General features: G+C 70.6%; 20 protein-coding genes. 6 read left to right on the top strand and 14 right to left on the bottom strand.

What is annotated here, in order from left to right; genetic code table 11:
- The first annotated feature begins 108 nt into the window (after window positions 1-108).
- Window positions 109-819, top strand: coding sequence for an ABC transporter ATP-binding protein (locus tag IPJ78_11790; GenBank protein ID MBK7907231.1), 711 nt, complete (start codon window positions 109-111; stop codon window positions 817-819).
- Window positions 812-3,172, top strand: a complete 2,361-nt coding sequence (locus IPJ78_11785) for an FtsX-like permease family protein (GenBank protein ID MBK7907230.1) — start codon at window positions 812-814, stop codon at window positions 3,170-3,172. Before IPJ78_11790 ends, IPJ78_11785 begins: the two co-directional genes overlap by 8 nt.
- A 199-nt stretch (window positions 3,173-3,371) precedes the next feature.
- Here the strand turns inward: IPJ78_11785 and IPJ78_11780 are convergent, their stop codons facing one another.
- The 11 genes from IPJ78_11780 to IPJ78_11730 form a co-directional block, all read right to left on the bottom strand.
- A complete protein-coding gene (locus tag IPJ78_11780) occupies window positions 3,372-3,554 on the bottom strand; it encodes a transposase (GenBank protein ID MBK7907229.1) in 183 nt (60 codons plus the stop codon).
- On the bottom strand, window positions 3,533-4,603 hold the full coding sequence (locus tag IPJ78_11775) for an IS256 family transposase (GenBank protein MBK7907228.1): 1,071 nt from the start codon (window positions 4,601-4,603) through the stop codon (window positions 3,533-3,535). The genes IPJ78_11780 and IPJ78_11775 overlap by 22 nt, the downstream gene beginning before the upstream one ends.
- Window positions 4,604-5,147: 544 nt before the next feature.
- A complete protein-coding gene (locus IPJ78_11770; protein ID MBK7907227.1) occupies window positions 5,148-5,534 on the bottom strand; it encodes a RidA family protein in 387 nt (128 codons plus the stop codon).
- A gap of 245 nt (window positions 5,535-5,779) precedes the next feature.
- Window positions 5,780-6,799 carry a hypothetical protein gene (locus IPJ78_11765; GenBank protein ID MBK7907226.1) on the bottom strand — a complete coding sequence of 340 codons (1,020 nt, stop codon included), beginning with the start codon at window positions 6,797-6,799 and terminating at the stop codon, window positions 5,780-5,782.
- Between the two features lie 198 nt (window positions 6,800-6,997).
- On the bottom strand, window positions 6,998-8,458 hold the full coding sequence (locus tag IPJ78_11760; protein MBK7907225.1) for an NAD-dependent succinate-semialdehyde dehydrogenase: 1,461 nt from the start codon (window positions 8,456-8,458) through the stop codon (window positions 6,998-7,000).
- Window positions 8,459-8,468: 10 nt separating this feature from the next.
- Window positions 8,469-10,184 carry a gamma-glutamyltransferase gene (gene ggt, locus IPJ78_11755; GenBank protein MBK7907224.1) on the bottom strand — a complete coding sequence of 572 codons (1,716 nt, stop codon included), beginning with the start codon at window positions 10,182-10,184 and terminating at the stop codon, window positions 8,469-8,471.
- A gap of 66 nt (window positions 10,185-10,250) precedes the next feature.
- Window positions 10,251-11,534, bottom strand: coding sequence for a hypothetical protein (locus IPJ78_11750; GenBank protein MBK7907223.1), 1,284 nt, complete (start codon window positions 11,532-11,534; stop codon window positions 10,251-10,253).
- Window positions 11,535-11,537: 3 nt separating this feature from the next.
- On the bottom strand, window positions 11,538-12,638 hold the full coding sequence (locus IPJ78_11745; GenBank protein MBK7907222.1) for a hypothetical protein: 1,101 nt from the start codon (window positions 12,636-12,638) through the stop codon (window positions 11,538-11,540).
- Between the two features lie 144 nt (window positions 12,639-12,782).
- On the bottom strand, window positions 12,783-15,548 hold the full coding sequence (locus IPJ78_11740) for a TonB-dependent receptor (GenBank protein ID MBK7907221.1): 2,766 nt from the start codon (window positions 15,546-15,548) through the stop codon (window positions 12,783-12,785).
- 58 nt (window positions 15,549-15,606) lie between these two features.
- The gene (locus tag IPJ78_11735) at window positions 15,607-16,581 is read right to left on the bottom strand and encodes an S-adenosyl-l-methionine hydroxide adenosyltransferase family protein (protein ID MBK7907220.1); all 975 of its coding nucleotides are present in this window, start codon (window positions 16,579-16,581) and stop codon (window positions 15,607-15,609) included.
- Window positions 16,581-17,165: an oxidoreductase gene (locus tag IPJ78_11730; GenBank protein ID MBK7907219.1), complete on the bottom strand. Its 585-nt coding sequence runs from the start codon at window positions 17,163-17,165 to the stop codon at window positions 16,581-16,583. Before IPJ78_11730 ends, IPJ78_11735 begins: the two co-directional genes overlap by 1 nt.
- 97 nt (window positions 17,166-17,262) lie before the next feature.
- On the opposite strand from IPJ78_11730, the gene IPJ78_11725 reads away from it, so the two are divergent.
- Window positions 17,263-18,609: an alpha-L-fucosidase gene (locus IPJ78_11725; protein MBK7907218.1), complete on the top strand. Its 1,347-nt coding sequence runs from the start codon at window positions 17,263-17,265 to the stop codon at window positions 18,607-18,609.
- On the opposite strand, the gene IPJ78_11720 is transcribed toward IPJ78_11725, so the two are convergent.
- On the bottom strand, window positions 18,593-19,234 hold the full coding sequence (locus IPJ78_11720) for a lysoplasmalogenase (protein ID MBK7907217.1): 642 nt from the start codon (window positions 19,232-19,234) through the stop codon (window positions 18,593-18,595). The two genes, IPJ78_11725 and IPJ78_11720, sit on opposite strands and share 17 nt — an antisense overlap.
- Complete coding sequence (locus IPJ78_11715) at window positions 19,231-20,502, bottom strand: alpha-hydroxy-acid oxidizing protein (GenBank protein ID MBK7907216.1); 1,272 nt, start codon at window positions 20,500-20,502, stop codon at window positions 19,231-19,233. Before IPJ78_11715 ends, IPJ78_11720 begins: the two co-directional genes overlap by 4 nt.
- A gap of 88 nt (window positions 20,503-20,590) precedes the next feature.
- On the opposite strand from IPJ78_11715, the gene IPJ78_11710 reads away from it, so the two are divergent.
- From IPJ78_11710 to IPJ78_11700, 3 genes are read left to right on the top strand one after another with little or no spacing between them, the layout of a single operon-like run.
- On the top strand, window positions 20,591-22,309 hold the full coding sequence (locus IPJ78_11710; protein MBK7907215.1) for a D-aminoacylase: 1,719 nt from the start codon (window positions 20,591-20,593) through the stop codon (window positions 22,307-22,309).
- Window positions 22,306-23,817, top strand: coding sequence for a D-aminoacylase (locus tag IPJ78_11705; GenBank protein MBK7907214.1), 1,512 nt, complete (start codon window positions 22,306-22,308; stop codon window positions 23,815-23,817). Before IPJ78_11710 ends, IPJ78_11705 begins: the two co-directional genes overlap by 4 nt.
- Window positions 23,818-23,835: 18 nt before the next feature.
- Window positions 23,836-24,957 (top strand): beta-lactamase family protein, encoded by a 1,122-nt coding sequence (locus IPJ78_11700; protein MBK7907213.1) that lies wholly within the window; start codon window positions 23,836-23,838, stop codon window positions 24,955-24,957.
- A gap of 22 nt (window positions 24,958-24,979) precedes the next feature.
- Here IPJ78_11700 and IPJ78_11695 read toward each other — a convergent pair whose 3' ends face one another.
- The gene (locus IPJ78_11695; protein MBK7907212.1) at window positions 24,980-25,540 is read right to left on the bottom strand and encodes a Uma2 family endonuclease; all 561 of its coding nucleotides are present in this window, start codon (window positions 25,538-25,540) and stop codon (window positions 24,980-24,982) included.
- Window positions 25,541-25,566: the final 26 nt, after the last annotated feature.

Here is a 25,566-nt window from a genome sequence, read left to right as displayed (position 1 = left end):
GGCAATGAAAGCCAGTCGCGCGCGCGCGTGGGGCCGTGCGTCGCCCAATGGGGCCGCGGACCCGACGAACGGTGCCCCGCGGAGCGTCCGCGGCCGCACCGTTCCTCCATGACATCCATCCCCGCGACCACTCCGCTCATCCGCCTCCGCAGCGTCACCAAGAACTATCCCGGCGCCGCGGTCCCCTTCACCGCGCTCGACGCGCTCACGCTCGACATCGCGAGGGGCGAGTTCCTCGCGGTGGTCGGCGAGTCGGGGAGCGGCAAGTCCACGCTGCTGAGCCTCCTCGGTGGCATCGACCGTCCGAGCGCGGGCGAGGTGCATGTGGGCGAGACGGCAGTACACGCGCTCGCCGAGTCACGGATGGCCGCCTGGCGCGGCACGGCGGTGGGGATCGTCTTCCAGTTCTTCCAGCTCATCCCCACGCTCTCGGCGATCGAGAACGTGATGCTGCCGATGGACCTCTGCGACCGCTGGCCATCGCACGAGCGGCCCGAACGGGCGCGCGCACTGCTCGCCGAGGTCGGCGTGGCGGACCAGGCGGACAAGCTGCCGTCGCGGCTCTCGGGCGGGCAGCAGCAGCGGGTGGCGATCGCGCGAGCGATGGCGAACGACCCGCCACTGCTCCTCGCCGACGAACCGACGGGGAACCTCGACTCCCGCACGAGCGAGCAGGTGCTCGAGCTCTTCGGGCGGATCGTCGCCGCGGGGCGCACGCTCGTGCTCGTGACGCATGCGCCCTCGGCGCTGCGACACGCGACGCGCGCGATCACGCTCGCCGACGGCCGGCTCGTGCAGGACGAGGCGCGTCGTGCTTAGCCCGCGCTGGCGCAAGGCGCTCGGCGACCTGCGCGCGCACCGCGGGCGGACGCTGCTCGCGACGCTCGCGATCGCCGCGTCGCTCGCGGGCGCGGGAACGGTGCTCAACGCCTGGGCGCTCGTCCGCGTGGCCACGCGCGAAGGCTTCGACGCGAGCGACCCGCCGGCGGCAACGCTCACGATGGATGTGGTGCCGCCGGACCTGCTCGCGCGGGTGATGCGCGTGCCGGGCGTGCGGCTCGCCGAGGCGCGACGCGTGGTGGCCGCGCGCATCGCGATCGACGGGACGACGTATGGGGCGCGTCTCTTCGTCTCGGACGACCCGTCGGCGCAGCGGATCGGCCGCCTGCGCGGCGAGACCGGCGACTGGCCGCCGCGCGACGACGAACTCGTGATCGAGCGCTCGTCGCTCGACTTCTCGGGGGCGGCGCTCGGCACGACCGTGCGGCTCGGCGTGGGCGACTCGCCGGTGCGCGGGGTCCGGGTGAGCGGCATCGCGCGCGACGTGACGCTCGCGCCGGGGTGGATGGAGCACGTCGTGTATGGCTTCGTCTCGCGCGGCACGCTCCGCGCGATGGGCGTGCCGGACGCGCCGGACGAGGTGCGCATCGTCGTCGCCGACCGGTCGCTCGACCAGGCCGGTGTGCGGCGCGTCGCGCTCGCGGTGCGCGACACCATCCGCGCCGGCGGCGGCGTGGTCCGCGACATCGACGTGCCCGTGCCCGGCGAGCACGAGCATGCGGCGCAGATGGACTCGCTCCTCTTCACGCAGGGCGCCTTCGGCCTGCTCGCCCTCCTCTGCGCCGCCCTCCTCGTCGTGAACCTCATCACGGGGATGCTCGCGACGCAGGTGCGCGAGATCGGCATCCTCAAGACGCTCGGGGGGAGCACCGCGCAGATCGCGCGGCTCTACCTCGGCGTCGCGGCCGCGCTCGGCGTCGCCTCGGTGGCGCTGGCGTTCCCGGTCGCGGTCGTCGCGGGACGCGCCTACGGGACGCTCAAGGCCGACCTGCTCAACTTCGACCTCAGCACCACGTCGCTGCCCGCGTGGGTGATCGTGCTGCAGGTGAGCACCGGCGTACTGCTCCCGGTGCTCGCGGCGGCGTGGCCCGTGCGGCGCGCCTGCGCGATCCCCGTCGCGGAGGCGCTGCGCGACGTGGGCATCACGGAGAGTGCCGCCGCGCCGGCGATGCTGCATCGCATCGGCGGCGTGCACCGGCCATTGCTCCTCTCGCTTCGCAACGCCTTCCGGCGACGCCAGCGGCTCGTGCTCACGCTGCTCACGCTCGCGAGCGCGGGCGCCGTGTTCCTCGGCGCGCGGAACCTCCGGCGCGCGGTGCTCGGCGCGACCGACCTCATGTTCGCCGCGCAGCGGTACGACTTCTCGTTGCGCGTCGTCGCGCCCGCCGATCCCGACTCGCTCGTGACCGCGGCGCGCGCCACCGACGGGGTCGCGATCGCGGAGGCGTGGACCGGCGCGACGGCGTACATCGACCACGGCGACGGCCTGCCCGGCGACGGCATTCCCGTGACCGCGGCCCCCGCGGGCAGCGCACTGCTCGCCCCGCCGCTGATCGCTGGGCGCCCGCTCCGTGCCGACGACACGCGCGGGATCGTGATCGGTCGCGCGTTGCTGCGCCTCGAGCCGACGCTCGGGGTGGACTCGATGCTCACACTGGACATCAACGGCACGCGCGCCGCGTGGCGGGTCGTCGGCATCGTCGAGGGTGGTGCCTTCCCGAGCATCCATGCGACGCGTGACGCGATCATGGCGCTCACCGGCACCGGCGTCTCGACGATCGTCGTGCGGAGTGCAGGGCGCGGCGAGGCGAGCCAGCTCGACCTCATCCAGCGCCTGCGCGCCGACCTGCGGGAGCGCGGCCATCTCGTGGCGTCGAGCTCGCGCGTCTCCGAGGCGCGGCGGGTGCTCGAAGACCACCTGCTGATGGTGGTGGAGATGCTCGGCGCGATGGGATGGCTGATGCTCGTCGTGGGCGGGCTCGGGCTCGGTTCGACGATGGCGATCGCGGTGATGGAACGGACGCGCGAGATCGGCGTGCTGCGCGCGATCGGTGCGCGCGACGGGACCATCATGCGGCTCGTGATCGTGGAGGGCGTCGTGATGGCCGTGCTCGGCTGGCTCCTCGCGTTGCCGCTCTCGGTGCCGGTGACCGTGGCGCTCGGCGAGGCGTTCGGGCGGATCATGGTGCCGGTGGCGACGCGGCTCCGGCCAGAGGCGAGCGCCGCGCTGGCGTGGCTCCTGCTCGTGGTGGCGATCGCCGTGCTCGCGAGCGCCTGGCCGGCGCGGCGGGCGGCGCGGGTGCCGGCGGCGCGGGCGCTCAGCTACGAGTGAACGGAGGTCCGCGTCTCATCTCCACACCCCTCAGAGGCGTATCGCCGCCCGGACGGAGTCTCGCACAGGCCCACGCCCACGACCAAGCGAGTCCACGCGCCTGTGAAGGGCGTTCGGCAGCTTGCGAGGTGATCTCAACAGCTGCGACGTGCCTTCGTGGGGCCTGTGCGGATTTCTGTGTGTGAGGCCGGTGCGGTAATCAGGCGTGATCCGTGAAGCGACTGCCGAAGAGCATGGCGAGGTACGGCATGGCGGCCTTCCAGGCGTGATTCCCGCGCCGCCACTTCCGCGTGATGTTGCGGAGCGCGAGGTAGAGCAAACTGGTCGCGGCCTCATCGGTCGGAAAGTGGCCGCGCGTCTTCACGATCTTTCGGAGCTGCATGTGCAAGCTCTGATCGCGTTTGTCGTGTAGAGGAGCTGCCGGATGGCCGGCGGGTACGCGAAGACCGGGGCGACGTGCGGCCAGTGCCGGCGCCAGAGCGCGACGATTGCCGGATACTTGGTCCCCGCCGGACTCGCCGCGAAGGCCTCGAGGGCGGCGAGCGCCGCCGCCTCCGTGGGCGCGCGGTAGATCGTGCGGAGGGCCGCCGCCAGCGGCTTCCGCTCCTTCCAGCTCACGAAGTTGAGGCTCTGCCGCACGAGGTGCACGACGCAGTGATGCACCTGCGCCTGCGGGAAGACCGTCGTGATCGCGTCCGGGAACCCGACCAGGCCATCGACGAGGGCGATCAGGATGTCCTCGACCCCGCGGCTCTTGAGCTCCGTCATCACGCGGAGCCAGAAGCTGGCCCCCTCGGTTTGCTCGATCCAGAGGCCGAGCACGTCCTTGTGCCCGTCGCGATCGACACCCAGTGCCAGATAGACGGCCTTGTTCCGGACCACGCCTTCGTCGCGGATCTTCACGCGCAGCGCGTCAAAGATCACGACGGGGTAGACGCGGTCGAGCGGCCGCTGCTGCCAGGCGGTCACCTCCTCCATCACTTCGGCGGTCACCGCACTGATCACGCTCGGCGAGACCTCGACCTGATAGAGCTGCTCCAAGTGCGCCTGGATCTCGCGCACCGAGACGCCGCGCGCATAGAGCGACAGCACGTTCGCGTCGAACTGCGGCAGCCGCCGGACGCCGGTCGGCACGAGCTGCGGCCGGAACGTGCCCTCGCGGTCGCGCGGGATCTCGAGCGGCAGCGCCCCGGACTCGGTCAGCACCGTCTTCGGCGTCGCCCCGTTCCGGTGATTCGCCTGCCCCGCCGGCTTCTCCTCCCCCGGCGCGTACCCGAGATGCTCGGTCAGCTCGCCCGCGAGAATCCGCTCGGCGATCCGCTTCTGCATGAACCGGAAGAGCGCTGACAGGTCCTCCGGCGTCTTCGTCTTCCCGATCAGCGCATCCATCGCCGCGGGGTCGAACTCAGGGAACTCCTTCGGTCTGGCCATCTCCCCTCCTCAGGGTGAGTATGGCCTCACACACAGAATCCCGTACAGGCCCCCTTCGTGGACTGCCAAGCGAGTTCAACTGACTGCGAAGGACGTCGGACAGACTGCGAAACGCAACTCACGGACTGCGAATCGTGATTCTTGTACTGCGACGCGACCCCTCCGCGCTGCGACGCGACTCCTCCTCGCTGCGACGCGACTCCTCCTCGCTGCGACGCGACTCCCACTCGCTGCGACGCGACTCCTCCTCGCTGCGACGCGACTCCTCCTCGCTGCGACGCGACTCCCACTCGCTGCGACGCGACTCCCACTCGCTGCGACGCGACTCCCACTCGCTGCGACGCGACTCCCATGCCCTTCGACGTGCCTCCACCCGCCCTGGGCAGATCGCCCCCTCACCGGAGCACCGCCACCACGCTCGGCCGCGGCACGCCGACCATCTGGTTTCACACGATCCGAGGTGCGAACTCGCCGGAGCAGCGGGGTGTCCGCGCGGCTGGGGCGATATGAAACCGACGCTCGGACCTCACGGCGCGCTGCATACTCACACTGACTGCTTCATCGCGGTCACTTCGATCTCGATCTTCATTCGTGGATCGAGCAGCTTGGCCGAGATCATCATGGCCGCAGGGCGCACGTCCCCGAGGTACTTCTTCAACGTGGGCCAACACAGTTCGAAGTCGTCGCCGTTCGGCAAGACGTAGGTCACCCTGACCGCGTCGGCGAGGCTAGCACCTGCTTTCCGCAATGCTTGATCGATGTTCTTCAGACACTGCTCGGCCTGAGCGGCCACTCCGTCCTCGATGGTCATCGTTTCGTAGTTGAATCCGGTCGTGCCGGAGACGAATACGAATGGCCCCTGAGCGACTGCACGGGAATAGCCGATCCGTTCTTCGAACACTGATCCGGAACTGATGAGTTGGCGAGTCATGCTTGTGTGCGGGACGCACGGTGGATTGTGAGGGTGAATCAGGTACTCGAAGCAACAGCCTTGTCGTACGCCTCTGCCGGGCACTGGAATCCCAGCGTCTGCCGCAGGCTTCCAATGAGGTGATCGGACACCGCGTCCTACTCCCGCCGGGAAACGTTGGCGATCGGTTCGACTATGGGGAAGTACTGCTGCCGCGAACCGTTCGTGCTCTCGTTGCTCCCGCGGTGCGAGCACGGTCGTCGAGGTCAGCGAGCGCCCGCGATGCGCCTGACCCGCTCGCGCCACGCGGCCGCGACCTCCGGCCACGGCCGATGCAGCAGCCGCTCGAGCACATCGCGGATGCCGTGCCCCGGCGCCCGCAGATAGTCCCGGACCGCGTCGCTGCCGCCTGCCTCATGCACCATCTCGGCGAGGACGGCACCCGCCGCGTTCCGGATCTCGGAGGGAACGCTCATGTCGTCCAGCACCCTGTCGATGTCAATCTGCGGCTGGGCCGACAGGAGCGAATCCAGGTGACGGACCGAGCCCGGGTAGTCGCGTCCTGCCGTTCCCCCGAACCACGTCGGCACACCCTCCGAGGCGAGCAGGGAACTCCCGCTGCTGCGGACGATGGGAAGCAGCACCACGTGCGCGATCTCGTGGCGGTACTCCACGCCGAGGACGGGGTCGCCCGAGAACACCTGGAAGTTCACGGGCTTGGCGAAGCCGCCCTCGCCGAACCGTCGGGGGAACACCACGCCGATCGTCTCGAGCGCCTCATCGACGCTAGTGGTCGAGTAGTAGTCGAGGCGTGGCGGAGGGGCCACTTGGAAGGCCGCTGCGAGCGAGTCCAGCGACGAGGCGGAGCGCGTCGCGCCCGCGTCATCGAACTGCAGGCTCGGGGAGATGTGGAACGTCACCCGCCCCCGTGTCGCGCGCCGCCACGAAGCCGTCTTGTACGTCAGCGCGTTGGCGAGGACCCAGCGCGCGCCGTCGCGCCGCGCATAAACGGTCATCGTGAGCTCAGGCGCGGTCGTGGAGTCCCGGGTCGTGGCCCCCGCCGGCCAGAACCTCGTGACGATCTGGTACGCCGTATCCGCGAGGGCGCTCACCGGCGTCACGCTCACGACCTCGGGAATGGCGCCATCCGCGAGATAGAAGCCCGCCAGGTCGTACATCGACCACATCTTCTGCTCCGTCGCGTCCCACAGCGGCGAGGGCTCGCCGGCGTATCGCGCGTACTGTCCCTTCTTGGAGGCGAGGTACTCATCCCACGTACGGCGCACGGCGAGTTCGGACCGAGGCGATGGTCGAGATGAGCAAGCCGACAGGACGACTGACAGCGCGCACACCAGAAGGGGACCGTAGCTCGGCGTCCAGCGGCGAGATGCGCGACTCAAGGTTCGATCTCCGTGTAGAGGCCTTCCGTCACCCTGACCCGGCGCTGGTCCACTCGACCCGAGCGCCTGTCTCACGCCCACCACTCACCCCAGCCCGCCCATCGCCACGTACTTCACCTCGAGATACTCCCCGATCCCCTCCCTCCCGCCCTCCCGCCCCACCCCGCTCTCCTTCACCCCGCCGAACGGCGCCACCTCCGTCGAGATCACCCCTTCATTGATCCCGACCATCCCGTACTCCAGCGCCTCCGACATCCGCCACGCCCGCGCGAGGTCCCGCGTGTACGCATACGCCGCCAACCCGAACGGCGTCGCGTTCGCCACCCGCACCGCCTCCGCCTCGTCACGGAACGTCATCACGGTCGAGACCGGACCGAAGATCTCCTCCCCCGCGATCGCCATCCCGGCGTCCACCCCCGCGAGCACGGTCGGCTCGTAGAACGTCCCTCCGAGCGCGTGTTGCGAGCCGCCGCACACCACGCGCGCGCCGCGCGTCACCGCGTCCGCCACGAGCCGCTCGACCTTCTCCACCGCGCGCACCGAGATCAGCGGCCCCTGCGTCACCCCCGGTGTCGTCCCGTCGCCCACGACAAGCCCGGACACGGCCGCTGCGAGCTTCTCCGTGAAGACCGCCGCGACCGACTCGTGCACGAGGAACCGGTTCGCGCAGACGCACGTCTGCCCCGCGTTCCGGTACCGCGAGGCCACCGCCCCCGCGACCGCCGCATCGAGGTCCGCATCGTCGAACACGAGGAACGGCGCGTTGCCGCCGAGTTCGAGCGAGACCCGCTTCACCGTCGTCGCGCACTGCGCCATCAGCTGCTTCCCCACCGGCGTCGAGCCCGTGAAGGAGAACTTCCGCACGAGCGGGTGCTGCGTGAGCACGAGCCCCACCTCCTGCGCGCGCGTGGACGTGACCACGTTGAACACGCCCGCCGGCACGCCGGCGCGGTGCGCGAGCTCGGCCAGCGCGAGCGCGCAGAGCGGCGTCTCGGCCGCCGGCTTCACCACGAACGCGCACCCGGCGGCGAGCGCGGGGCCGGCCTTCCGCGTCAGCATCGCCACGGGGAAGTTCCACGGCGTGATCGCCGCCGCGACGCCCACGGGCTGGCGCAGCGCGAGCAGGCGCCGACCCGCGACCGGCGTGGGGATCACCTCGCCGTAGACGCGCTTCGCTTCCTCGGCGAACCACTCGAGGAAACTCGCGCCGTACGCGACCTCGCCGCGCGCCTCGGCGAGCGGCTTGCCCTGCTCGCTCGTCATCAGCAACGCGAGATCGTCCTGCGCGGCCATGATGAGCTCGAACCACCGCCGGAGGACCGCCGCGCGCTCCTTCGCCGTGCGCGCGGCCCACGCCGGCATCGCGTCGGCCGCGGCGCGCACCGCGGCCGTCGTCTCCGCGGCGCCGAGATCCGCGACCTCGGCGAGCGTCGCGCCGGTCGCCGGGTCGCGGACGGTGAAGGTCGACGTACCGCCGATCCACGCCCCGCCGACGTACGCGCGGTCGCGGAGCAACGCCGGGTCACGCAGGGCGATCACTTTCATGCGTCGCCGCTCACGGGCTCCGGGGGGCGCGCGCGCCGGAATCGGGACTGCGATGGTCGTTCGCCGCCCGCGCGGTCTTCGACGCCGCATCGTACAGGATGCTGTGCGCGTCGCCCTGCGAGTTCGGCTTCTCCATCTTGATCGCGTGCCCCATCGCGCGCAGCGCGGCGAGCACCTCGGGCGTTGCGGCGCCCTCCTCGAAGGAGGCGGTGTCGGGCATCCACTGGTGATGGATGCGCGGCGCATCCACCGCGGCTCGGACCCCTTCGCCCAGCGCGGTCACGCCGAAGATGACGTTGAGCACCGTGTTGGGAATTGTGCGGCCGCCCGGCGAGCCCGTCACCAGTCGCAGTGCGCCGCCCTTGGTCACGATGGCCGGTGCCATCGAGCTCAGCATCCGCTTCCCGGGCGCGATCACGTTCGCCGGGGTGCCGATCGCCCATCCCTGGTCGGTGTAGCCGGGCTTCTTGTTGAAGTCGCCCATCTCGTTGTTGAGCAGGAAGCCGGCGATCACCACGCCGGAGCCATAGCCGCCCTCGAGCGTGTAGGTGCTCGAGACGGCGTTCCCCTCGGCGTCGATCACGCTGAAGTGCGTCGTCTGCTTCGACTCGGCGGGCGTCACGATGTCCTTGCCGAGCTCGAGCGAGCTCGACGCGTGGAGCGTGTCGATCGACGCCGCGAGCTCGCGCGCGTACTCCTTGCTGATCAGCCGCTCGAGCGGGATGTCGCTGAAGGCGGGGTCCCCCAGCCAGCGCGCGCGGTCGACGTAGGTGCGGCGCGCGACCTCGAGGCGCAGGTGCAGCGTGCGCGCGTCGCCGCGCGACATCCGCTCCACGCCGAGTGCCTCGAGCTGGTTGAGCGTGAGCAGCGTGACCATGCCGCCCGAGCTCGGCGGACCCATCACGATCAGCTCATGCCCGTTGAAGGAGCCGCGCAACGGGGCCCGCTCCACGGCCTCGTACGCGGCGAGGTCGGCGCGCGAGATGATCCCGCCGTGCGCGCGCATCTGTGCCTCGATCGAGTCGGCGATCCATCCGGTGTAGAACGCGCTCGCTCCCGAGTCGGCGATGGCGCGCAGCGCGCGCGCGAGCTGCGGGAGCTTGAGCGTGTCACCGGCGGCCCACTTGCCGCCGCCGGGCTTGCCGTACGCCGCCACCGACGCCGGGAAGGGCGCGAGGAACTTCTCCACCGCCCAGTTCAGCTCCTCGGCGAACAGGGCCGAGACGGCGAAGCCCTGCTCCGCCTGCAGCACGGCGGGCATGACGACGTCCTTCCACGGCAGCTTGCCGAACTTCGCGTGCGCCATCGCGAGCCCGCGCACGGTGCCGGGCACGCCGGGCGAGCGCCACCCGCTGTCGGTCGCGGCCCACGCGATCTCGCCCTTCGCGTCGAGATACATCGTCGGCGTGGCCTTGAGCGGCGCCTGCTCGCGGTAGTCGAAGGTGGTCGCCGATCCGTCGGCCATGCGCACGACCATGAACCCGCCGCCACCGATGTTGCCGGCCGCCGGGTACGTCACGGCGAGCGAGAAGGCGGTCGCGACGGCGGCATCGACGGCATTGCCGCCCTTGGCGAGCATCGACGCGCCCGCCTCGGACGACAGATGGTGGGCGGAGACGACGACGCCGGTGGACGAGACGAGCTCGTCCACCGGCGGTGCCGCCTCAGGGGTGCTGCCGCACGCCGCGGCGAGGAAGAGCGCGGCGACGAAGGGCTTCTTCAGCATGGCGAGGGGGGCGAGGGTGACGCGGAGAATCTACCGCGCCACCCGCCACCCTGTCGTTCGCGTCGGTCAGTGCCCGCCGAAGCTCAGCGTGAGGCCGAGGCCCGTGTCGTTGCGGCCGTTGGCCTGGAGCAACTGGCCAGCGACCTGGAAGTTCACGACGCCGAACTCGAGGCCGAGTCCGCCGCTGTAGCGCATGCCGTCGCCGATCGACGTCACGCCGGCCCGCAGCGGCACGAAGGGGATGAGGCGCAGCTCCGCGCCGACGCCGACCTGCGTGCTCGGGCCGAGGTCGATGCCGTCACCGAAGCGCTGCCGGAGGTCGGCAGCGAGCGTCAGGCGACGCAAGCCGCTCCACGCGACGCCGAGGGCGAGCGTCGGCGTCGGCTGGGCCGCCGCGATGCGCTCCTTGAGCGACTCCTGCAGCGCCGGTGCCGCCGAGGAGAGCGGCACCAGTGAATCGGTGAACTCGCTGTTCGAGCCCGACTGGAAGGTCGCCTCGATCGGCAGGTAGTAGAGGTTGTCCGTCTTCCACGCGAAGGTGCTCACGAGGTCGTGGATCACCGCCGACCCGCGGAGGTTGCCCACCTTCCACGAGGCGCCCACGTCGAAGCCGAAGCCGGTGCCGTTCACCATCTCCGCCGTGTCGGTGACGACGAGCGGCGCGTTGATGTTGAGCGCGAGCGGACTCGCGGTGATGGTGGAGCCGTTGTCGAGCATCGAGGCGGCGGCATGCCCGAGCACGTACTTGCCCGTCACGCCGATCGCGAAGTCGCCGATGGGGACGATCGGGAGACGGCGCCCGTACGCGACGGCGAAGGTCGTCGTCGCGTTGGCGTCGAGCGAGAGATCGGTCAGCGTGAAGTCCTCCGGCTGGCCGGTGCGTCCCGAGTTGCCGAAGAAGAGGAGCGACATCATCGCAGGGGGCAACACGCCGTCCGTGCGCAGCGTGCTCGTCGCGGTGAAGGCGAAGCGGCCGATGGAGAGCGCGAGCGGCGTGAGGTGCACGTCACCGCCGAGATCCTGCCCCCCGTTGTCGATCACCTTCTGGAGCCAGGCCTCGCGCACCTGCTGCGGGACGACCACGCCTTCGTAGTCCGCGAGGTCCTTGAGGGTGACGGGGCCGGTGCCCATGCCGAGCTGCGGCGAGAGGGCGAGGGAGAAGCGTGAGTTGCCGTCGAGTCCGAGGTTGGCCGGATTCCAGGCGGCGGCGTTGAAGTTGCGGGCGAGGGCGGTGTAGTTGCCGCCCATCGCGGTCGCGGCGGCGGAGGCATTGCCCTGCGCGCCGGCTGCGGGGGCGAGCAGGAGCGAGAGCGCCGCGAGGCCGAGGAGGCGAGTCGAGGAGGTGATCATGGCTCAGCCCCCCACGTTGACGACGACCTGGATGTTGCTGCGCATCACGATGCGCGACGTCGGCGTGACCGTCGCGGTGTTCCCTGCTCCGGTCCCGTTCGCCGTCCCGGAGACCGTCATGTTCACGCCGGTCTTGCCGACGAGCGACTGCAACTCGGCCTTGCTGAGCGTCACGGTGGTCGTCGAGGTGGGAGTGGCGGGGATGACGATCGCCTTGCTGATGCTCACGAGCGGCTGCCCGGCCTGCGCGGGCGCACTCAGGACGACGTTCAACGACGCCGTCGCCGTGAAGGGGTTGCTGACGTCGAGGAGGATGCTCCCGCCCTCGACGCGATCGGCGAAGTCGATGTCCTCGAGGTCGTACGCGCTCGGCGCGGTGCTGATCGCCTCGTTCAACACCACGACCGAGACCTGCGAGACCGTCAGGTCGACGACGGAGGGCGAGATGCTGATCGCGTTGCCGGCCGCGAGGTTCGCGGTGCCACCCGCCGGCACGTCGAACGACGCAGAGACGGCGAAAGACCCGGTGTAGCTGCCGGCGGGGATCGGGACCGAGAGGAAGCTCGTGAAGTTGTTCGCCATCGCCTGCGACGCGCCGGTGAAGGTCGTCGTCGTCGAGCTCGCCCCGTTGGTGATCGTCACCGTGAGCGTGCCGTACGGCGCGCTCGCGCCGTTGGGGCGCAGCGGATCGAACCCGAGGGTGTTCTGGATCGCGAGCGAGAGCGAGCCCGAGACGACGGTGCCCGAGGCGACGGTCGCCGGAAAGGCGACGGTGCGCGAGAGCGCCGCACCGCTCGACGTGAACGCCGGCACCGGCGCGTTCACCGCCGCGCCGGACTGGCACGCCGGCTGGCCGCAGAGCGTGCCGAGCGTGGTCGAGAAGTCGGCCGGGTCGGCCACCGACACGAGGAACGCCGTCGCGGTGCCGTTGAAGGCGACGCCGGCGGGCAGGATCTGGGTCACCGGCACGGTGACGGAGTCGCCCGGCACGGTCCACGACTGCTGGAAGATCGGCGCGGACGACGGGAGGTCGCAGGCCGCGAGCGCCGCGAGGAGGGCGAGCGGCAGGACGCGCGGGGCGCGTCGCAGGGACGACGGAGGCATGTCGGGGACTGGGGTCGAGTTCGGGCGCGCGGTCGGACGACCGCCCGCCGCTGGGATACCGGCTACATATGGTATACTCGCCACCCCGCCCCCGGGTCACGGTGTGCACCCACCAGGGGTGTCACACCGTGACGGGGGTCACGTTCACGGCATGTCGAACGACATCTGGGCGCGCGTGTACACGAACCGCCCGTTGTACCCGAACGGTGACGCGCCCGCCCACGGGAAGATCCCGTAGCCGTTGTCGAGCGTGTTCTGCTCGGGGAAGGTGTCGAACAGGTTCCGCACACCCAGCGTCCACTTCACGCCGCCGAACTGGCGGCCCACTTCGGCGTCCACCAGCGTCCGCGCGCCGAACGTCTGCTCGCAGGTGCCGCAGAGCCCGGGCGCCGAGTTGAACTTGCCGTAGTACGAGGTGCGCAGCAGCACGCTGTTGTGGCCCTGCGTGTAGTCGGCGGTCACCGTGCCGCGCCAATCGGGACGCTCGCGCTCGATCTGGATCCGCATGAACATGTCCACCAGCTCGGCGCCGGTGCCGTTCAGCTCGGCGGGGTTGTCCCGCTGCCCGACGATCTCGTTCGTGGTGTAGTTGATGCCGGTGTTGAGATTGAACACGCCGGACATGCCGACGGCACGGCGGTAGTTCGCGGTGATGTCCACGCCGTTGGTGCGGGTGTCGACGATGTTGGTGAAGTACTGCCCCGCCTCGGCCTGCACGCCATTGGCCTGCAGGATCGCCTCGATCGCCGGACCGCCGAGGAAGCCGGTGAGCAGGATGCGGTCGTTGAGCGTGATCGAGTAGCCGTCCACCGTCATGGTGAAGCGGTCGGACGGGCTCCACGCCATGCCGGCACTCAGGTTCACCGAGGTCTCGGCCTTGAGGTCCTTCGAGCCGAGCGCGCGCGCGGCCGGGTCGTCGGTGGGGAAGATGCCGATCTCGAACGGCACCTGCTGGCCCGTGCCCGTGTCGAGGCGGAAGCTCGTGATGCGGCTGCCATAGTTGCTCTGCGCGAGCGACGGGGCGCGGAAGCCGGTGCTCGCCGCGCCGCGCAGCACGAACTGCTCGGCCACCTGGAAGCGGAGCGCGAGCTTGGTGCTCAGCTGCGAGCCGAAGTCGCTGTAGTTCTCGAAGCGGGCCGCCACGTTGGCGAGGATGCGCTGCGTGAGGTCGGTCTCCGCCTCCGCGTAGGCCGCGATGTTGTTGCGCGTGGCCTCGACCGCGGTGGAGGGGAGGAAGCCGCTGAAGACCTGCGAGCCGCCGGGGGCGGGATCGCCGAACTGCGTGAGGTGCCCGCCCTGGATCCACGAGGCGCGCTCGCCGGCGATGAGCTCGAAGCTCTCCTGGCGGAGCGCCGCGCCGAAGGCGAGCGTGAGCGGCGAGGGTAGCGACGTCTGCACCTGTCGCGACGCGTCGAAGGTCACCTGCGTCTCGTTGCCGCGCAGGCCGCCCGCGTAGAAGCTCGTCTGGTTGGGGATGCCCGGATCGTCCGCGTTGCCGAAGATGCCGTCGAGGCCCGGCGCGCAGGCGGTGACGAAGCACGGACCGAGGGAGGTGTTGAGCGTGTTGCGGAGCTTGTAGTCGAACTCGCTCGCACCCGACGAGAGCGCCGCATCGTAGGTCCACGGCCCCGCCTCACCCTTGAACCCCGCGGCGAGCGACCAGTCCACCACGTCCGGCCGGAACTCAGGGAGGAAGCCCCTGGGGTACTGCGACGGCCAGTTCCGCTCCGAGAGACCCTGACGGTAGAAGCCATTGCCCGTGCCGACGCGGTTGGAGTACCCGCCGAAGGCATAGAAGCTGCGCGTACCGGCATCGTCGAGCGGGAGGCGGAAGTCGGCGAAGAGGATCTTGTCGTCGGCCAGACCGTCGCCGAGGCGGTGGTTGGGCTGATCGACGGCGTTGTTCTTCTGCAGGATGTTGCCCTTGGAGTCGACCACGTCCGCGTCCCCGGGGACGATCTGGTCTGCGGCCTCGGGCCAGGCGCGGTTGGTGCGCTGGCGATTGCGGACCTCGGCGAAGAGCCCGAGGGAGCCGCGGCCGACCTTCACGCCCCATCCGCCGTTCACGTTGTACGTGTCACCGTCGTCGGGATAGTCGCCCACCACATACCGGCCGAAGTCGGCGTTGACGAACGGCGCGAACTCGCCGCGCTTGAGCTGCAGGTTCACCACGCCGGCGATCGCGTCGGAGCCGTACTGCGCCGCGGCACCGTCGCGCAGGACCTCCATGCGATCGATCGCGCTCGACGGCAGCGCGTTCAGGTCGACGCCGGTCGATCCCGCCGGCATGCCGAAGGCGAAGGTGTGGACCAGCGACGTGCGATGGCGGCGGACCCCGTTCACGAGCACCAGGGTGTGGTCGGGCGAGAGTCCGCGCATGGTGAAGGGCCGCACGATGTCGTCGGCGTCGGTCACCGACTGCCGCGGGAAGTTCACTGACGGCGAGACGGCCTGGAGGATCGCCGAGAGCTCGGTCGTGCCCTGCTTCTCGATCGTCTCGGCGGTCACCACGTCCACCGGCACCGCGAGCTCGTCAGCGGCGGTGTGCTGCGCACGGGAGCCGGTCACGACCGCGGCCGCGAGCTGCTGCGAGGCGCGGTTGAGCGTGAAGTCCTGTGTCGCGGTCTGCCCAGCGGTCACCGTCACCGTCGCGGTCATCGGCGCGAACCCGATCACGCGCGCGCGCACCGTCCACTGGCCGGCCGGCACGCCGACGAGCTGGTACGTGCCGGTCCCCGTGGTCTGCGCGCGCACCTGCGTGCGATCGACCGTGAGGATGACACCGGCGATAGCGGTGCCGCTGGAGTCGCTCACCTTGCCGCGGATCATGCCCGCTTGGGCGTGCGCGACGGTGGCGGTGACGAGGGTGGCGATCGCGACGAGCGCGCGAGCGCATGAACGGTGGAACATGCGGCCTCCGAGGGCGCGTGGGGTCGCCTACGTTAGCGCGAACCCGGCCCTGCCGCCATCAGTCGCTCGGCGGCCCTCGCACTTCGCGCCGGTCCACTCCCCGCCAATGGACGCGGATGGTCCAGGCGGGTCCGGCGCCCACGCCGAACCGCTCGGCGTAGCTCCCCTGATTGAGCGCGACGGCGAGTTCGAGGAGACTGTTCAGGTAGGCGACCGGCTGCCCCACCGCCACCTGGCCGAAGCTCTCGACGAAGGGCACGGCGGCGATCCGCGCGCGTTCGGTCCCCTCTTGCGAGACGACCACCTCGAGCGTGTCGCCCACCCGCCACCCCATCGAGTCGAGCATGGCGGCGGGGATGTTCGTCCAGAGGTTGCCGTACGGCCGGTCGATCATCGCGACCATGCCGTGGAGCGCGTTCCCCTCGCGCCGCGCGACGGGTACGGGGAGCCGGACCATCTCCGTGCCGCGCGACGGCCCCACGTCCTCGAAGCGCACCTTGCCCGCGGCGAGGCGCGCGCCGACGTAGGCGAAGACGTCTCGCCCGTGGAAGGTGTGCGACCGCTCGGAGCCGGGGAGCCGCTGGCGCGCGAGGTCGATCTCGCGCACTTCCACCACCTCGTCGGCGATGAGGGTGAGCGTGCCGTTGTCCGGCGTAACGATGAGGAGGCCGCGGCGCGTGCGCGCGACGACGCCGAGGCGCGCCGTGCCGACGCCCGGATCGACGATGGAGACGAAGACCGTGCCGGCCGGCCAGAAGGGCGTCACCTGCCGCAGCCGGTACGCGCCCTCCCAGATGTCGAACGGTTCGATCTGGTGGGTGAGGTCGTGGACGCGGAGCGACGGGTCCACGCCGGTGGCGACGCCCTTCATTGATGCTACGGCGCCGTCCCGCGTGCCGAAGTCAGACTGCAGCACGAGCGTGCCCCGCACCTGCGCGGCCGCGGGGCGAGCGAGGACGGCCACGCCGCCGAGCGAGAGGCACACGAGGAGCGCGGCGGCCGCGCGCCGCGCGCGGCCGCCGAGAGCGTGCATCACTTCTGCTGTTCCTTGAACACGGTGTCGATCGCGATCCCGGACGCGAGGATGAGGGCGGTGAGCGAGGCCGTCGCCTTCGGGTCCTCCACCGCGACCACGTAGGTGTCGGCGTTGGTGAACAGCTCCTTGCCGATCCCGGCCCACTTCTTCGCGATCGTCCCGACCTTCCGCCCACCGGTGAGGAACTGGAAGTTCCACCCCACGAGGTTGCCCTTCACCTCGCCCACGGTCTCGCCGGAGGCGTTGAGCACGAAGAACCCGCCACCGAACGAGAAGAACTTCGAGCGGAGCACGCCGAGCTGCTTCCCCGCCCCGTCGGTCACCTTCACCAGCGCGCGGATGAAGGTCGGGCCGCGCGAGAGGGTGATGACCGGTGCCCCGCCCTCGCGCTCGGCGATCACGACGGTCGTGGGCATGAGACGCTTGCCGAGCAGGAGCCGCAGTGTCTTCACGAGCCCCGAGATGCGCTCCTGCGCGATCCCGATCGTCGCGCCGGACTCGGCGTCGAGGATGTCATAGGTGTCGCTCAGCTTCATGAACGCGACGCGTTCCTTGATCACGAAGGTGCGGCGGTCGAGCACGGGGGGGGCTCCGGGTGAGGGTGGCCAGAACATAGCACGCGGTCGGCGGGCTGTCCTGCTATGTTCTGGACGCACATCCCACCGGGGTCGCCACGTGATGTCCGCTGCTGCGCTCGCTCCTGCCGCCGCTCCCGCCCGCTCGCGCACCATCCTCGCGCTGGCGCTGGCAGCCGGTCTCCTCGTGCCCGCCCCCGCGCGCGCACAGGCGGGCTACGTGCCGAGCGCCGAGAATCTCGCGGCGCGCGAGTGGTACCAGGATGCGAAGTACGGGATGTTCATCCATTGGGGCGTCTGGAGCGTGCTCCAGGACGCGGAATGGGTGATGAACAACCGCGGGATCACGGCGGCGGAGTTCGAGCAGCTGCCGCCGCTGTTCGACCCCAAGCGCTTCGACGCGCGCCAGTGGGTCGCGACGGCGAAGGCCTCCGGGATGCGCTACATCACGCTCGTCACGAAGCACCACGATGGGATCGCGCTCTGGGACTCGAAGGTGAGCGACTGGAACGTGGTGAAGCGGACGCCGTTCGGCCGCGACATCGTGCGGGAACTCGCGGAGGAGTGTCGCCGCCAGGGGATCAAGCTGTTCCTCTACTATTCGCAGCTCGACTGGCACCATCCCGACTACTTCCCGCGCGGGCAGACGGGCGCGACCGCCGGACGGCCGATGGCCGGGGATTGGCCGCATTACCTCGACTACATGGATGCGCACCTGACCGAGCTGCTCACCGGCTTCGGGCCCATCGGCGGGATCTGGCTCGACGGCCTCTGGGACAAGCCGACGGCCGACTGGCGACTCGACCGCACCTACGCGCTGATCCACCGCCTGCAGCCGTCGGCGCTCATCATCCCCAACAACCACGAACCGCCACGGCCCGGCGAGGACGTGCAGACGTTCGAGAAGGACCTTCCCGGCGCGAACTCCGCAGGGTTCAACACCACGACCATCGGCGCGCTGCCCTTGGAGACCGCACAGACGATGAACGACTCGTGGGGCTTCCGGCTCCACGACCGCGCGTGGAAGTCGTCGCGGCAGCTGATCCGCGAGCTCGCCGGCGCCGCGGGTCGCGGCGCGAACTATCTGTTGAACGTGGGGCCGCGCCCCGACGGCACCTTCCCCGACACGGTCGTCGCGACGCTCGCGCAGGTGGGGCGCTGGCTCGACGTGAACGGCGCGAGCATCTACGGCACGCGCCCCGGACCGCTCACGCCGCGCCCGTGGGGGGTGACGACCCAGAAGGGCGACACGGTCTTCGTGCACCTGCTCGAGGGAACGGATCGCGTGGTCGCGCTGCCGGCGCTCACGCGCCGCGTGGCGCGGGCCTACTTGCTCGACGGCGGCGCGGCCGTCACCGTGGCGAACACGGCCGAGTCAGTCACGCTCACGCTGCCGCGTCGCGACGCCGCGACACCGGATCAGGTCGTCGCGCTCATCCTCGCGCGCTGAATCGGCCGGGACCCGCCACCGAACGCGCGATGCACCACTGCGCGAGCCAGTACGTCCCGAGCACGAGCGCCCGGTCCCCGCCGAACGGCCCCATGAACCGCCCGACGGCGAGCGCGCTGTCGGACACCAGAAAGCTCACGGCGCCGAGGGCCGCGAGCTCGGCCCCCGGCGAACGGCCCCATCGCGCGAGCGCCTGCCAGCCCATCGCGGCGATGACCATGACGTACGCGGCGACGGGGAGTCGCAGCGCCCCGAGTTCCGGCCAGAGGGTGGCGAGCATCGCGAGCGCGAACACGCCCACGGGCAGCGCCGACGCGGGACTGCGAAGTCCGCCGCCCGCGCCGGCGAACGCGGCGATGTACAAGAGGTGCGCGACGAGGAAGCTCGCGAGCCCGGCGATGAACCGATCCCCCGGCAGCATCAGGAAGACGTCGCCGGCCAGCGAGGCGACGAGGCCCGCGGTGACGAGCGTGCGATAGCGGGGCGAGACCGGGTTCGTCGCGCGCACCGCGATCGCGATCGTGATGAGCGTCGCGAGCGGCTTCGTGACGTAGATCAGCACCGGGAGGTCCAGGTACTCGCCCGCGATGCACGCGAGGGCGAGCGCCAGCAGCAGCGCGCTCATGTCGCCCGCATGACCGAGTCGGCGCCGATGTCCGCCAGCGCGCGCGTGCCGCCGATCGCCATCACCGTGCGCAGCTCGGCCTTCAGCAGCCGCAGCACGCGCGCCACGCCCGCCTCGCCGAAGGCCCCGAGCCCCCACAGGTACGGCCGCCCGATCCCGACCGCGTCGGCCCCGAGGGCAAGCGCGGTGAAGACGTCGGTGCCGCGGCGCACGCCCGAGTCGAGGATCACCGGGACGCGCTTCCGCACCTCACGCGCGATCTCGGGCAGGCAGTCGATCGCGCCGCGCCCGCTCTCGTCGGCGCGGCCCCCGTGGTTGCTGACGACGATGCCGTCGGCGCCGCGGGCGATGCAGTGCGCGGCATCCTGGGCGGTCACGATGCCCTTCACGAAGACCTTCATGGGCGTCGCCGCCTTGAGCTTCTCGACGAAGTCCCAGGTGAGCATCGGGATGTTGAAGTCCGAGTCCTTCATCTCGACGCCGTCGAACATCGGCTTGCGCGCGAACTGCGTGTTCATGCTCCCGTAGGCGTCGCTCTGCGCGTGGCACTGCGAGCAGTCGCGCCGGTCGCGCTTGATGAAGCGCTGGATGCTGATCCGGTTGCTCGAGACGGGGAGATCCACCGTGAGCACCACCACGGGGCAGCCCGCCCCCTCGGCGCGACGCAGCAACTTCTCGGTGATCTCCCAGCGCGACGTGGGATAGAGCTGGTACCAGATCGGTGCGCCACGCGCCGCGGCGACGTCCTCGACGGACGTCGTCGAGACGGTCGAGAGCATCATCAGGTGCCCCTCCGACTTCGCCGCCCGCGCGGTGGCCAGCTCGCCATCCGGATGGAAGGCGCGCTGGCTCCCGGTCGGCATGACGATGATCGGCGTGTCCATCGCCGTTCCCGCGACCGTGGTGCGCATGTCGATGTCGGTGACGCCGACGAGCCGTCGGCTGCGCAGATGCCAGTGCGAGAAAGCGGACCGGTTGGCGCGAAGCGTCACGTCGCCGTCGACGCCGGTGGCGATGTAGCCGTAGTGCGCCGGCGGGAGCGCCTGCTGCGCGGTCACGCGGAGGTCGAAGACGTCGAGCGCCTTGTCGGCGCTCGCCACCAGCTCCCCCAGCTCCTGGTCGGGCTCGCCGAGCGAGCCGAAGCGATCGGCGGCGGCGGGCGCGTCATCGCCCTCGGCGTCGCACGCGGTGCCAGCGAGGGCCGCCAGCAGCGGACTCGCGGCGAGGTACTTCAGCAGGGCGCGGCGGGCGGCAATTGGCTCGGACATCGACTGCTCCGTGTGGTCGGGTCGGGGGTGCCACGTGCGGACCGAACTTACGGCGGTATCTTCTCCGTCACCACTCAGCCCCCGACCCATGCTCACGCGCCTGCGCTCCGCCATCGCCACGCTGTTCGTCCTGTCCTCGGCCTGCGTTCCGCGCGGAGCGGTCGCGCCGGCGCCCGCCGCCGCGGCCGGCGACGGGTACGATGTGATCATCGAGAACGGCCGCGTGGTGGACGGCACCGGCGCGGCCTGGTACTACGGCGACGTGGCGCTGCGCGGCGACCGCATCGCGGCGATCGGACCCCGGGGCGCCTTCCACGGCGCCCGTGCGGCGTCTCGCGTGGATGCGACCGGACAGGTGGTCGCGCCGGGGTTCATCGACATCCAGGCGCATTCCATCGAGCACTACATGGTCGGCGACGGCCGCGCGATCTCGATGGTCACGCAGGGCATCACGACCGCGATCCATGGCGAGGGGTCCTCCCTCGGCCCGATGAACGACCACCTGCTGCGGTCCGAGGCGGACACCGCGTCCCGACGAATGCTCTCGCAGTTCACGGGGCCGCACGGTTTCGGGAAGTGGCTGGAGTACATGGTGGCGCGCGGCACGTCGCAGAACGTCGGCTCCTTCCTCGGCGACGGCACCCTCCGCGTCTATGCGAAGGGCGAGGAGGAAGGTCCGCTCTCGCCCGCCGAGCTCGACTCGATGCGCGCCGCCGTGCGGAACGCGATGGCCGACGGCGCCTTCGGCCTCGCGAGCGCGCTCATCTATCCGCCCAACACCTACGCGAGCACCGAGGAGCTCATCGAGGCCGCGAAGGCGATGGCCCCGTACGGCGGTGTGTACATCACCCACATGCGCTCCGAGGGCGACAAGTTCCTCGAGGCGATGGACGAGGCGATCCGCATCGGGCGCGAGGGTGGCGTGCCGGTGGAGATCTACCACCTGAAGGCAAGTGGTCCGCGCAACTGGTACAAGATGCCGCTCGCGATCGCCAAGATCGATTCGGCGCGCGCGGCCGGACAGGATGTGCAGGCGAACATGTACCTGTACCCCGCCGGCGGGAACTCCTTCGCGAGCTGCATCCCGCCCAAATACGCCGCGGGCGGCCGCCTGATGGAGAACCTGCGGAACCCCGCGCTTCGCGCGACGATGGTGGCCGAGATGCACGCGGTGGACGCCGGGTACGAGAACCTCTGCGAGATCGCGACGCCGGCGAACGTCATGGTGGTCGGCTTCCGGCAGGAGGCCAACAAGCGCTTCGAAGGCAAGCGACTGAGCGACATCGCCTCCGCGCTCGGCAAGGACTGGGCCGAGGTGATCATCGACCTCAATGTCGAGGAGTCGCTCGGACTGGGCGAGCTGCTCTTCCTCATGAGCGAGGACAACATGCGGCTGCAGCTGCGCCAGCCCTGGATGAAGTTCGGCACCGACGCCGGCTCCTCCGATCCGGCGACCGCGCGCGGGATGGTGCACCCGCGCACCTACGGCAACTTCCCGCGCATCTTCGCGCGGTACGTCCGCGAGCAGCAGGTGATCACCCTCGAGGACGCGGTGCGGAAGGCGAGTGCCGCGGTGGCGACCCGGCTCTCGCTCAATGACCGTGGCGTGCTGCGCGCCGGCCTCAAGGCCGACGTCATCGTGTTCGACCCCGCCACCATCCGCGACAACGCCACCTTCGAACAGCCGCACCAGCTCTCGACCGGTGTGCGGGACGTGTTCGTGAACGGCGTGGCGGTGCTGCGGAACGGCCAGCACACCGGTGCCAAGCCCGGAGTCGTGGTGCGTGGGCCGGGGTACCGGCCGTGAGGCGCCTCCTCGCCGCGGCCGCGCTGGCCGCCTGCGCCTGTTCGTCGGGGCCCGCGGGCACGATCATCACCAACGTCCGCATCATCGATGGCACCGGTGCGCCCTCCATCACGGGCGCGGTGCGCTTCATCGGCGACTCCATCGTCGCGGTCGGCGACGTCCAGCCGGCACGCGGTGATTCGGTGATCGACGGCGGCGGCCTCGTGCTCGCGCCGGGCTTCATCGACACGCACTCCCACCACACCGGTGACCTGCTCGACATGCCCGAAGCCCTCGGCGCGGTGAGCCAGGGGATCACGACGATCGTCGGCGGGAACGACGGCGGGCAACCCTATCCATTGAAGGACGCGTTCGACACGCTCGCGGAGGTGCAGCCGTCGATCAACGTCGCCTACTACGCCGGGCACGGCGACCTGCGCTCCCTCGTGATGGGCGAGGACTTCAAGCGCAAGGCGACGGCAGCCGAAGTGGACTCGATGGCGAAGCTGCTGCAGCAGGAACTCGACGCGGGCGCGCTCGGACTCTCGACCGGCCTCGAGTACGATCCGGGCATCTATTCGGATCGCGCCGAGGTGCTGGCACTCGCCAAGGTCGCGGCGGCGGCACGGAGCCGCTACATCAGCCACATCCGCAGCGAGGACCGCTGGTTCTGGGACGCGATCGACGAGGTCATCGCGATCGGGCGCGAGGCGAAGCTGCCGGTGCAGATCAGCCATGTGAAGCTCGCGATGGTCCCGCTCTGGGGGCGCGCCGATTCGCTCATCACGCTGCTCGAGGCGGCACGCGCGGCCGGGGTCGATGTCACGGCCGACATCTATCCCTACCCGTACTGGCACTCGACGCTCACGGTGCTCTTCCCGGAGCGTGACTTCTCCGACCGTGCCGAGGCGCAGAAGGTGTTGCGGGAGATCGCGAAGCCGGAGGGGCTGCTCATCGGACGCTTCGCGGCCGACACGAGCTATCAGGGACGCACCGTCGCCGAGCTTGCCGTGCGACGGAAGGAGGACCCGGCGAGCACGCTGATGGGTCTCATCCGCGAGTCGATCGCCTACGAGGACGCGCATCCCGGCAGCGGCGGCGAGAGCGTCGTCGCGACCTCGATGGACGAGCCCGACATCGTGCGGCTCATGCAGTGGGAGCACACGAACTTCTGCTCCGACGGTACGCTCGACGGTGCGCATCCGCGCGGCTTCGGCTCCTTCCCACGTGTGCTCGGCCGCTACGTGCGCGAGCAGCGGGTGATGCCGCTCGAGCAGGCCATCCGCCAGATGACGTCGCTCTCGGCGGCGCATGTGGGGCTCACGCGGCGCGGGACGATCGCGCCAGGGAACTACGCGGACCTCGTGCTGTTCGACCCGGCGACGGTCATCGACAATGCCACGCCGAAGGCGCCGCATGCGGTGAGCACCGGGATCGTGCGCGTGTGGGTGAACGGCGCGACGGTGTGGGCGGACGGAAAGACGGTGCGCAGCCGGTCGGGGCGCGGGCTCCGGCGGCAGGAACAGTAGGGCCACCTGAGGTCACTCATGCCAACGCGTTCCTGTTTCACGGCCGCGATGTTCGCGGCATCGCTCCTCCCGGCGGCCGCCGTCGCGCAGGCCGCCGCGCCGTCCGATCCGCCCGCCACCTGGGCGGCCGTCGATTCCTTCGTCCGCGCCGAGATGGTGCGGCAGCGCGTCCCGGGGCTCGCCCTCGCGGTGGTGCGCAACGGTACGCTCGTGCGCGCGCAGGGCTACGGCGTCGCCTCACTCGAGCATCAGGTCCCCGTCACCGCATCGACGGTCTTCCAGTCCGGTTCCGTCGGCAAGCAGTTCACCTCGGCGCTCGTGATGCAGCTCGTCGGCGAGGGCAGGCTGAGCCTTGACGACCGCCTCTCGAAGTTCTATCCGCGCGGTCCGATCGCGTGGCGCGACGTCACGATCCGGCACTTGCTCTCGCACACCGCGGGCATCTCGGAGCGGTTCTACGAGACCGTCGACCTCCACCTCGAGTACGCCGACAGCACCATCGTGCGCTTGATCGGCGACCAGCCGCTCGATTTCGCACCCGGCAGCAAGTGGAGTTACAGCAATCCGGGCTACCTCCTGCTCGGCTACATCATCCAGCAGGTCACCGGTCGATTCTACGGCGACCTCCTGGAGGAGCGGATCTTCGGTCCGCTCGGCATGACCACCGCGATGATCATCGACGAGCCGAGCATCGTCCCCAACCGGGCGGCGGGATACGAGGCCGACAGCGGTCGGATCGTCAACCAGACGTGGGTCTCGCGGAAGTTCAACACCACGGCGGACGGGAGCCTCTACCTCACGGTGCTCGACCTCGCGAAGTGGGATGCGGCGCTCTACGGCGACCGCGTGCTCCCGGCGTCGGCGCTCGCGCAGTCATGGACCCCCATCCGCCTGAACGACGGATCGACGCATCCCTACGGGTTCGGATGGGCGCTCGGCAGCGTGAACGGCCACCGGATCATCGAGCACGGCGGCTCGTGGCAGGGCTTCAAGTCGTACATCGCGCGATACGTGGGCGACGGGCTCACCGTGATCGTGCTGATGAACTTCAGCGAGGCGCGGCCCGCGGAGTTCGCGCACGGGATCGCCGGCGTGCTGGATCCGCGACTGAAGCCCTCGGCCGCCCCCGGGCGGCCTTGAGGCGCGTCGACGGCGCGGCAGGTCAGCGCGCCGCGTCGTCGAAGAGCGCGGGCAGGTCGATGGACAGCGGCGCGATGCCCGGGGCGGGCAGCCAGACGAGCGCATCGTGCAGGATCTCCGGGCGCTCATCACCGGGTCGCCAGCGCTCGACCAGGCGCGCGTCGCTGTCGACGATCCAGTACTCCGGCACTCCCTCGCTCTGGTAGATCAGGCGCTTGCGGTGCCGGTCCGCGCGCGCGGTGGAGGGGGAGAGGACCTCGACCGCGAGGAGCAGCGACGTGACCTCCGACCACGCGCGTGGCGGACCGCCATCGCGCCACGGCACGACGAAGAGGTCGGGCTGCAGCAATCGTCGCGGCGAGAGGACGATGTCGGCAGGGGACCATCGCGTCCAGCCCAGCCGGTGCGCCCGCACATGCTCGCGCACTCGCGCGTACAGCGCGTCGAGGACCGCCTGATGCCCCCAGCTCGGCGAGGGCGTCACGAACAACTCGCCGTCGAGCACCTCGTGGCGATTGCCGTCGTCCGGCAGCGCGAGCGCGCGCTCGACCGTCCAGTCGGGATCGGGGACGTGCACAGGCATGGCCATACGGTACGCTCGGCTCGGCG

The sequence above is a fragment of the Gemmatimonadota bacterium genome, assembly GCA_016714015.1.
Classification (GTDB): Bacteria; Gemmatimonadota; Gemmatimonadetes; order Gemmatimonadales; family Gemmatimonadaceae; genus Pseudogemmatithrix.
The sequence above is the reverse complement of the archived record's forward strand: the minus strand, read 5'-3'. Positions and strand labels throughout refer to the sequence as shown.

Bases quoted from the DNA above. Each gene is read 5' to 3' on its own strand.
- IPJ78_11790 (MBK7907231.1), top strand. From the start codon at position 109: ATGACATCCATCCCCGCGACCACTCCGCTCATCCGCCTCCGCAGCGTC.
- IPJ78_11780 (MBK7907229.1), bottom strand. From the start codon at position 3,554: ATGCAGCTCCGAAAGATCGTGAAGACGCGCGGCCACTTTCCGACCGAT.
- IPJ78_11775 (MBK7907228.1), bottom strand. From the start codon at position 4,603: ATGGCCAGACCGAAGGAGTTCCCTGAGTTCGACCCCGCGGCGATGGAT.
- IPJ78_11770 (MBK7907227.1), bottom strand. From the start codon at position 5,534: ATGACTCGCCAACTCATCAGTTCCGGATCAGTGTTCGAAGAACGGATC.
- IPJ78_11760 (MBK7907225.1), bottom strand. From the start codon at position 8,458: ATGAAAGTGATCGCCCTGCGTGACCCGGCGTTGCTCCGCGACCGCGCG.
- ggt (MBK7907224.1), bottom strand. From the start codon at position 10,184: ATGCTGAAGAAGCCCTTCGTCGCCGCGCTCTTCCTCGCCGCGGCGTGC.
- IPJ78_11750 (MBK7907223.1), bottom strand. From the start codon at position 11,534: ATGATCACCTCCTCGACTCGCCTCCTCGGCCTCGCGGCGCTCTCGCTC.
- IPJ78_11745 (MBK7907222.1), bottom strand. From the start codon at position 12,638: ATGCCTCCGTCGTCCCTGCGACGCGCCCCGCGCGTCCTGCCGCTCGCC.
- IPJ78_11740 (MBK7907221.1), bottom strand. From the start codon at position 15,548: ATGTTCCACCGTTCATGCGCTCGCGCGCTCGTCGCGATCGCCACCCTC.
- IPJ78_11735 (MBK7907220.1), bottom strand. From the start codon at position 16,581: ATGCACGCTCTCGGCGGCCGCGCGCGGCGCGCGGCCGCCGCGCTCCTC.
- IPJ78_11725 (MBK7907218.1), top strand. From the start codon at position 17,263: ATGTCCGCTGCTGCGCTCGCTCCTGCCGCCGCTCCCGCCCGCTCGCGC.
- IPJ78_11720 (MBK7907217.1), bottom strand. From the start codon at position 19,234: ATGAGCGCGCTGCTGCTGGCGCTCGCCCTCGCGTGCATCGCGGGCGAG.
- IPJ78_11715 (MBK7907216.1), bottom strand. From the start codon at position 20,502: ATGTCCGAGCCAATTGCCGCCCGCCGCGCCCTGCTGAAGTACCTCGCC.
- IPJ78_11710 (MBK7907215.1), top strand. From the start codon at position 20,591: ATGCTCACGCGCCTGCGCTCCGCCATCGCCACGCTGTTCGTCCTGTCC.
- IPJ78_11700 (MBK7907213.1), top strand. From the start codon at position 23,836: ATGCCAACGCGTTCCTGTTTCACGGCCGCGATGTTCGCGGCATCGCTC.
- IPJ78_11695 (MBK7907212.1), bottom strand. From the start codon at position 25,540: ATGCCTGTGCACGTCCCCGATCCCGACTGGACGGTCGAGCGCGCGCTC.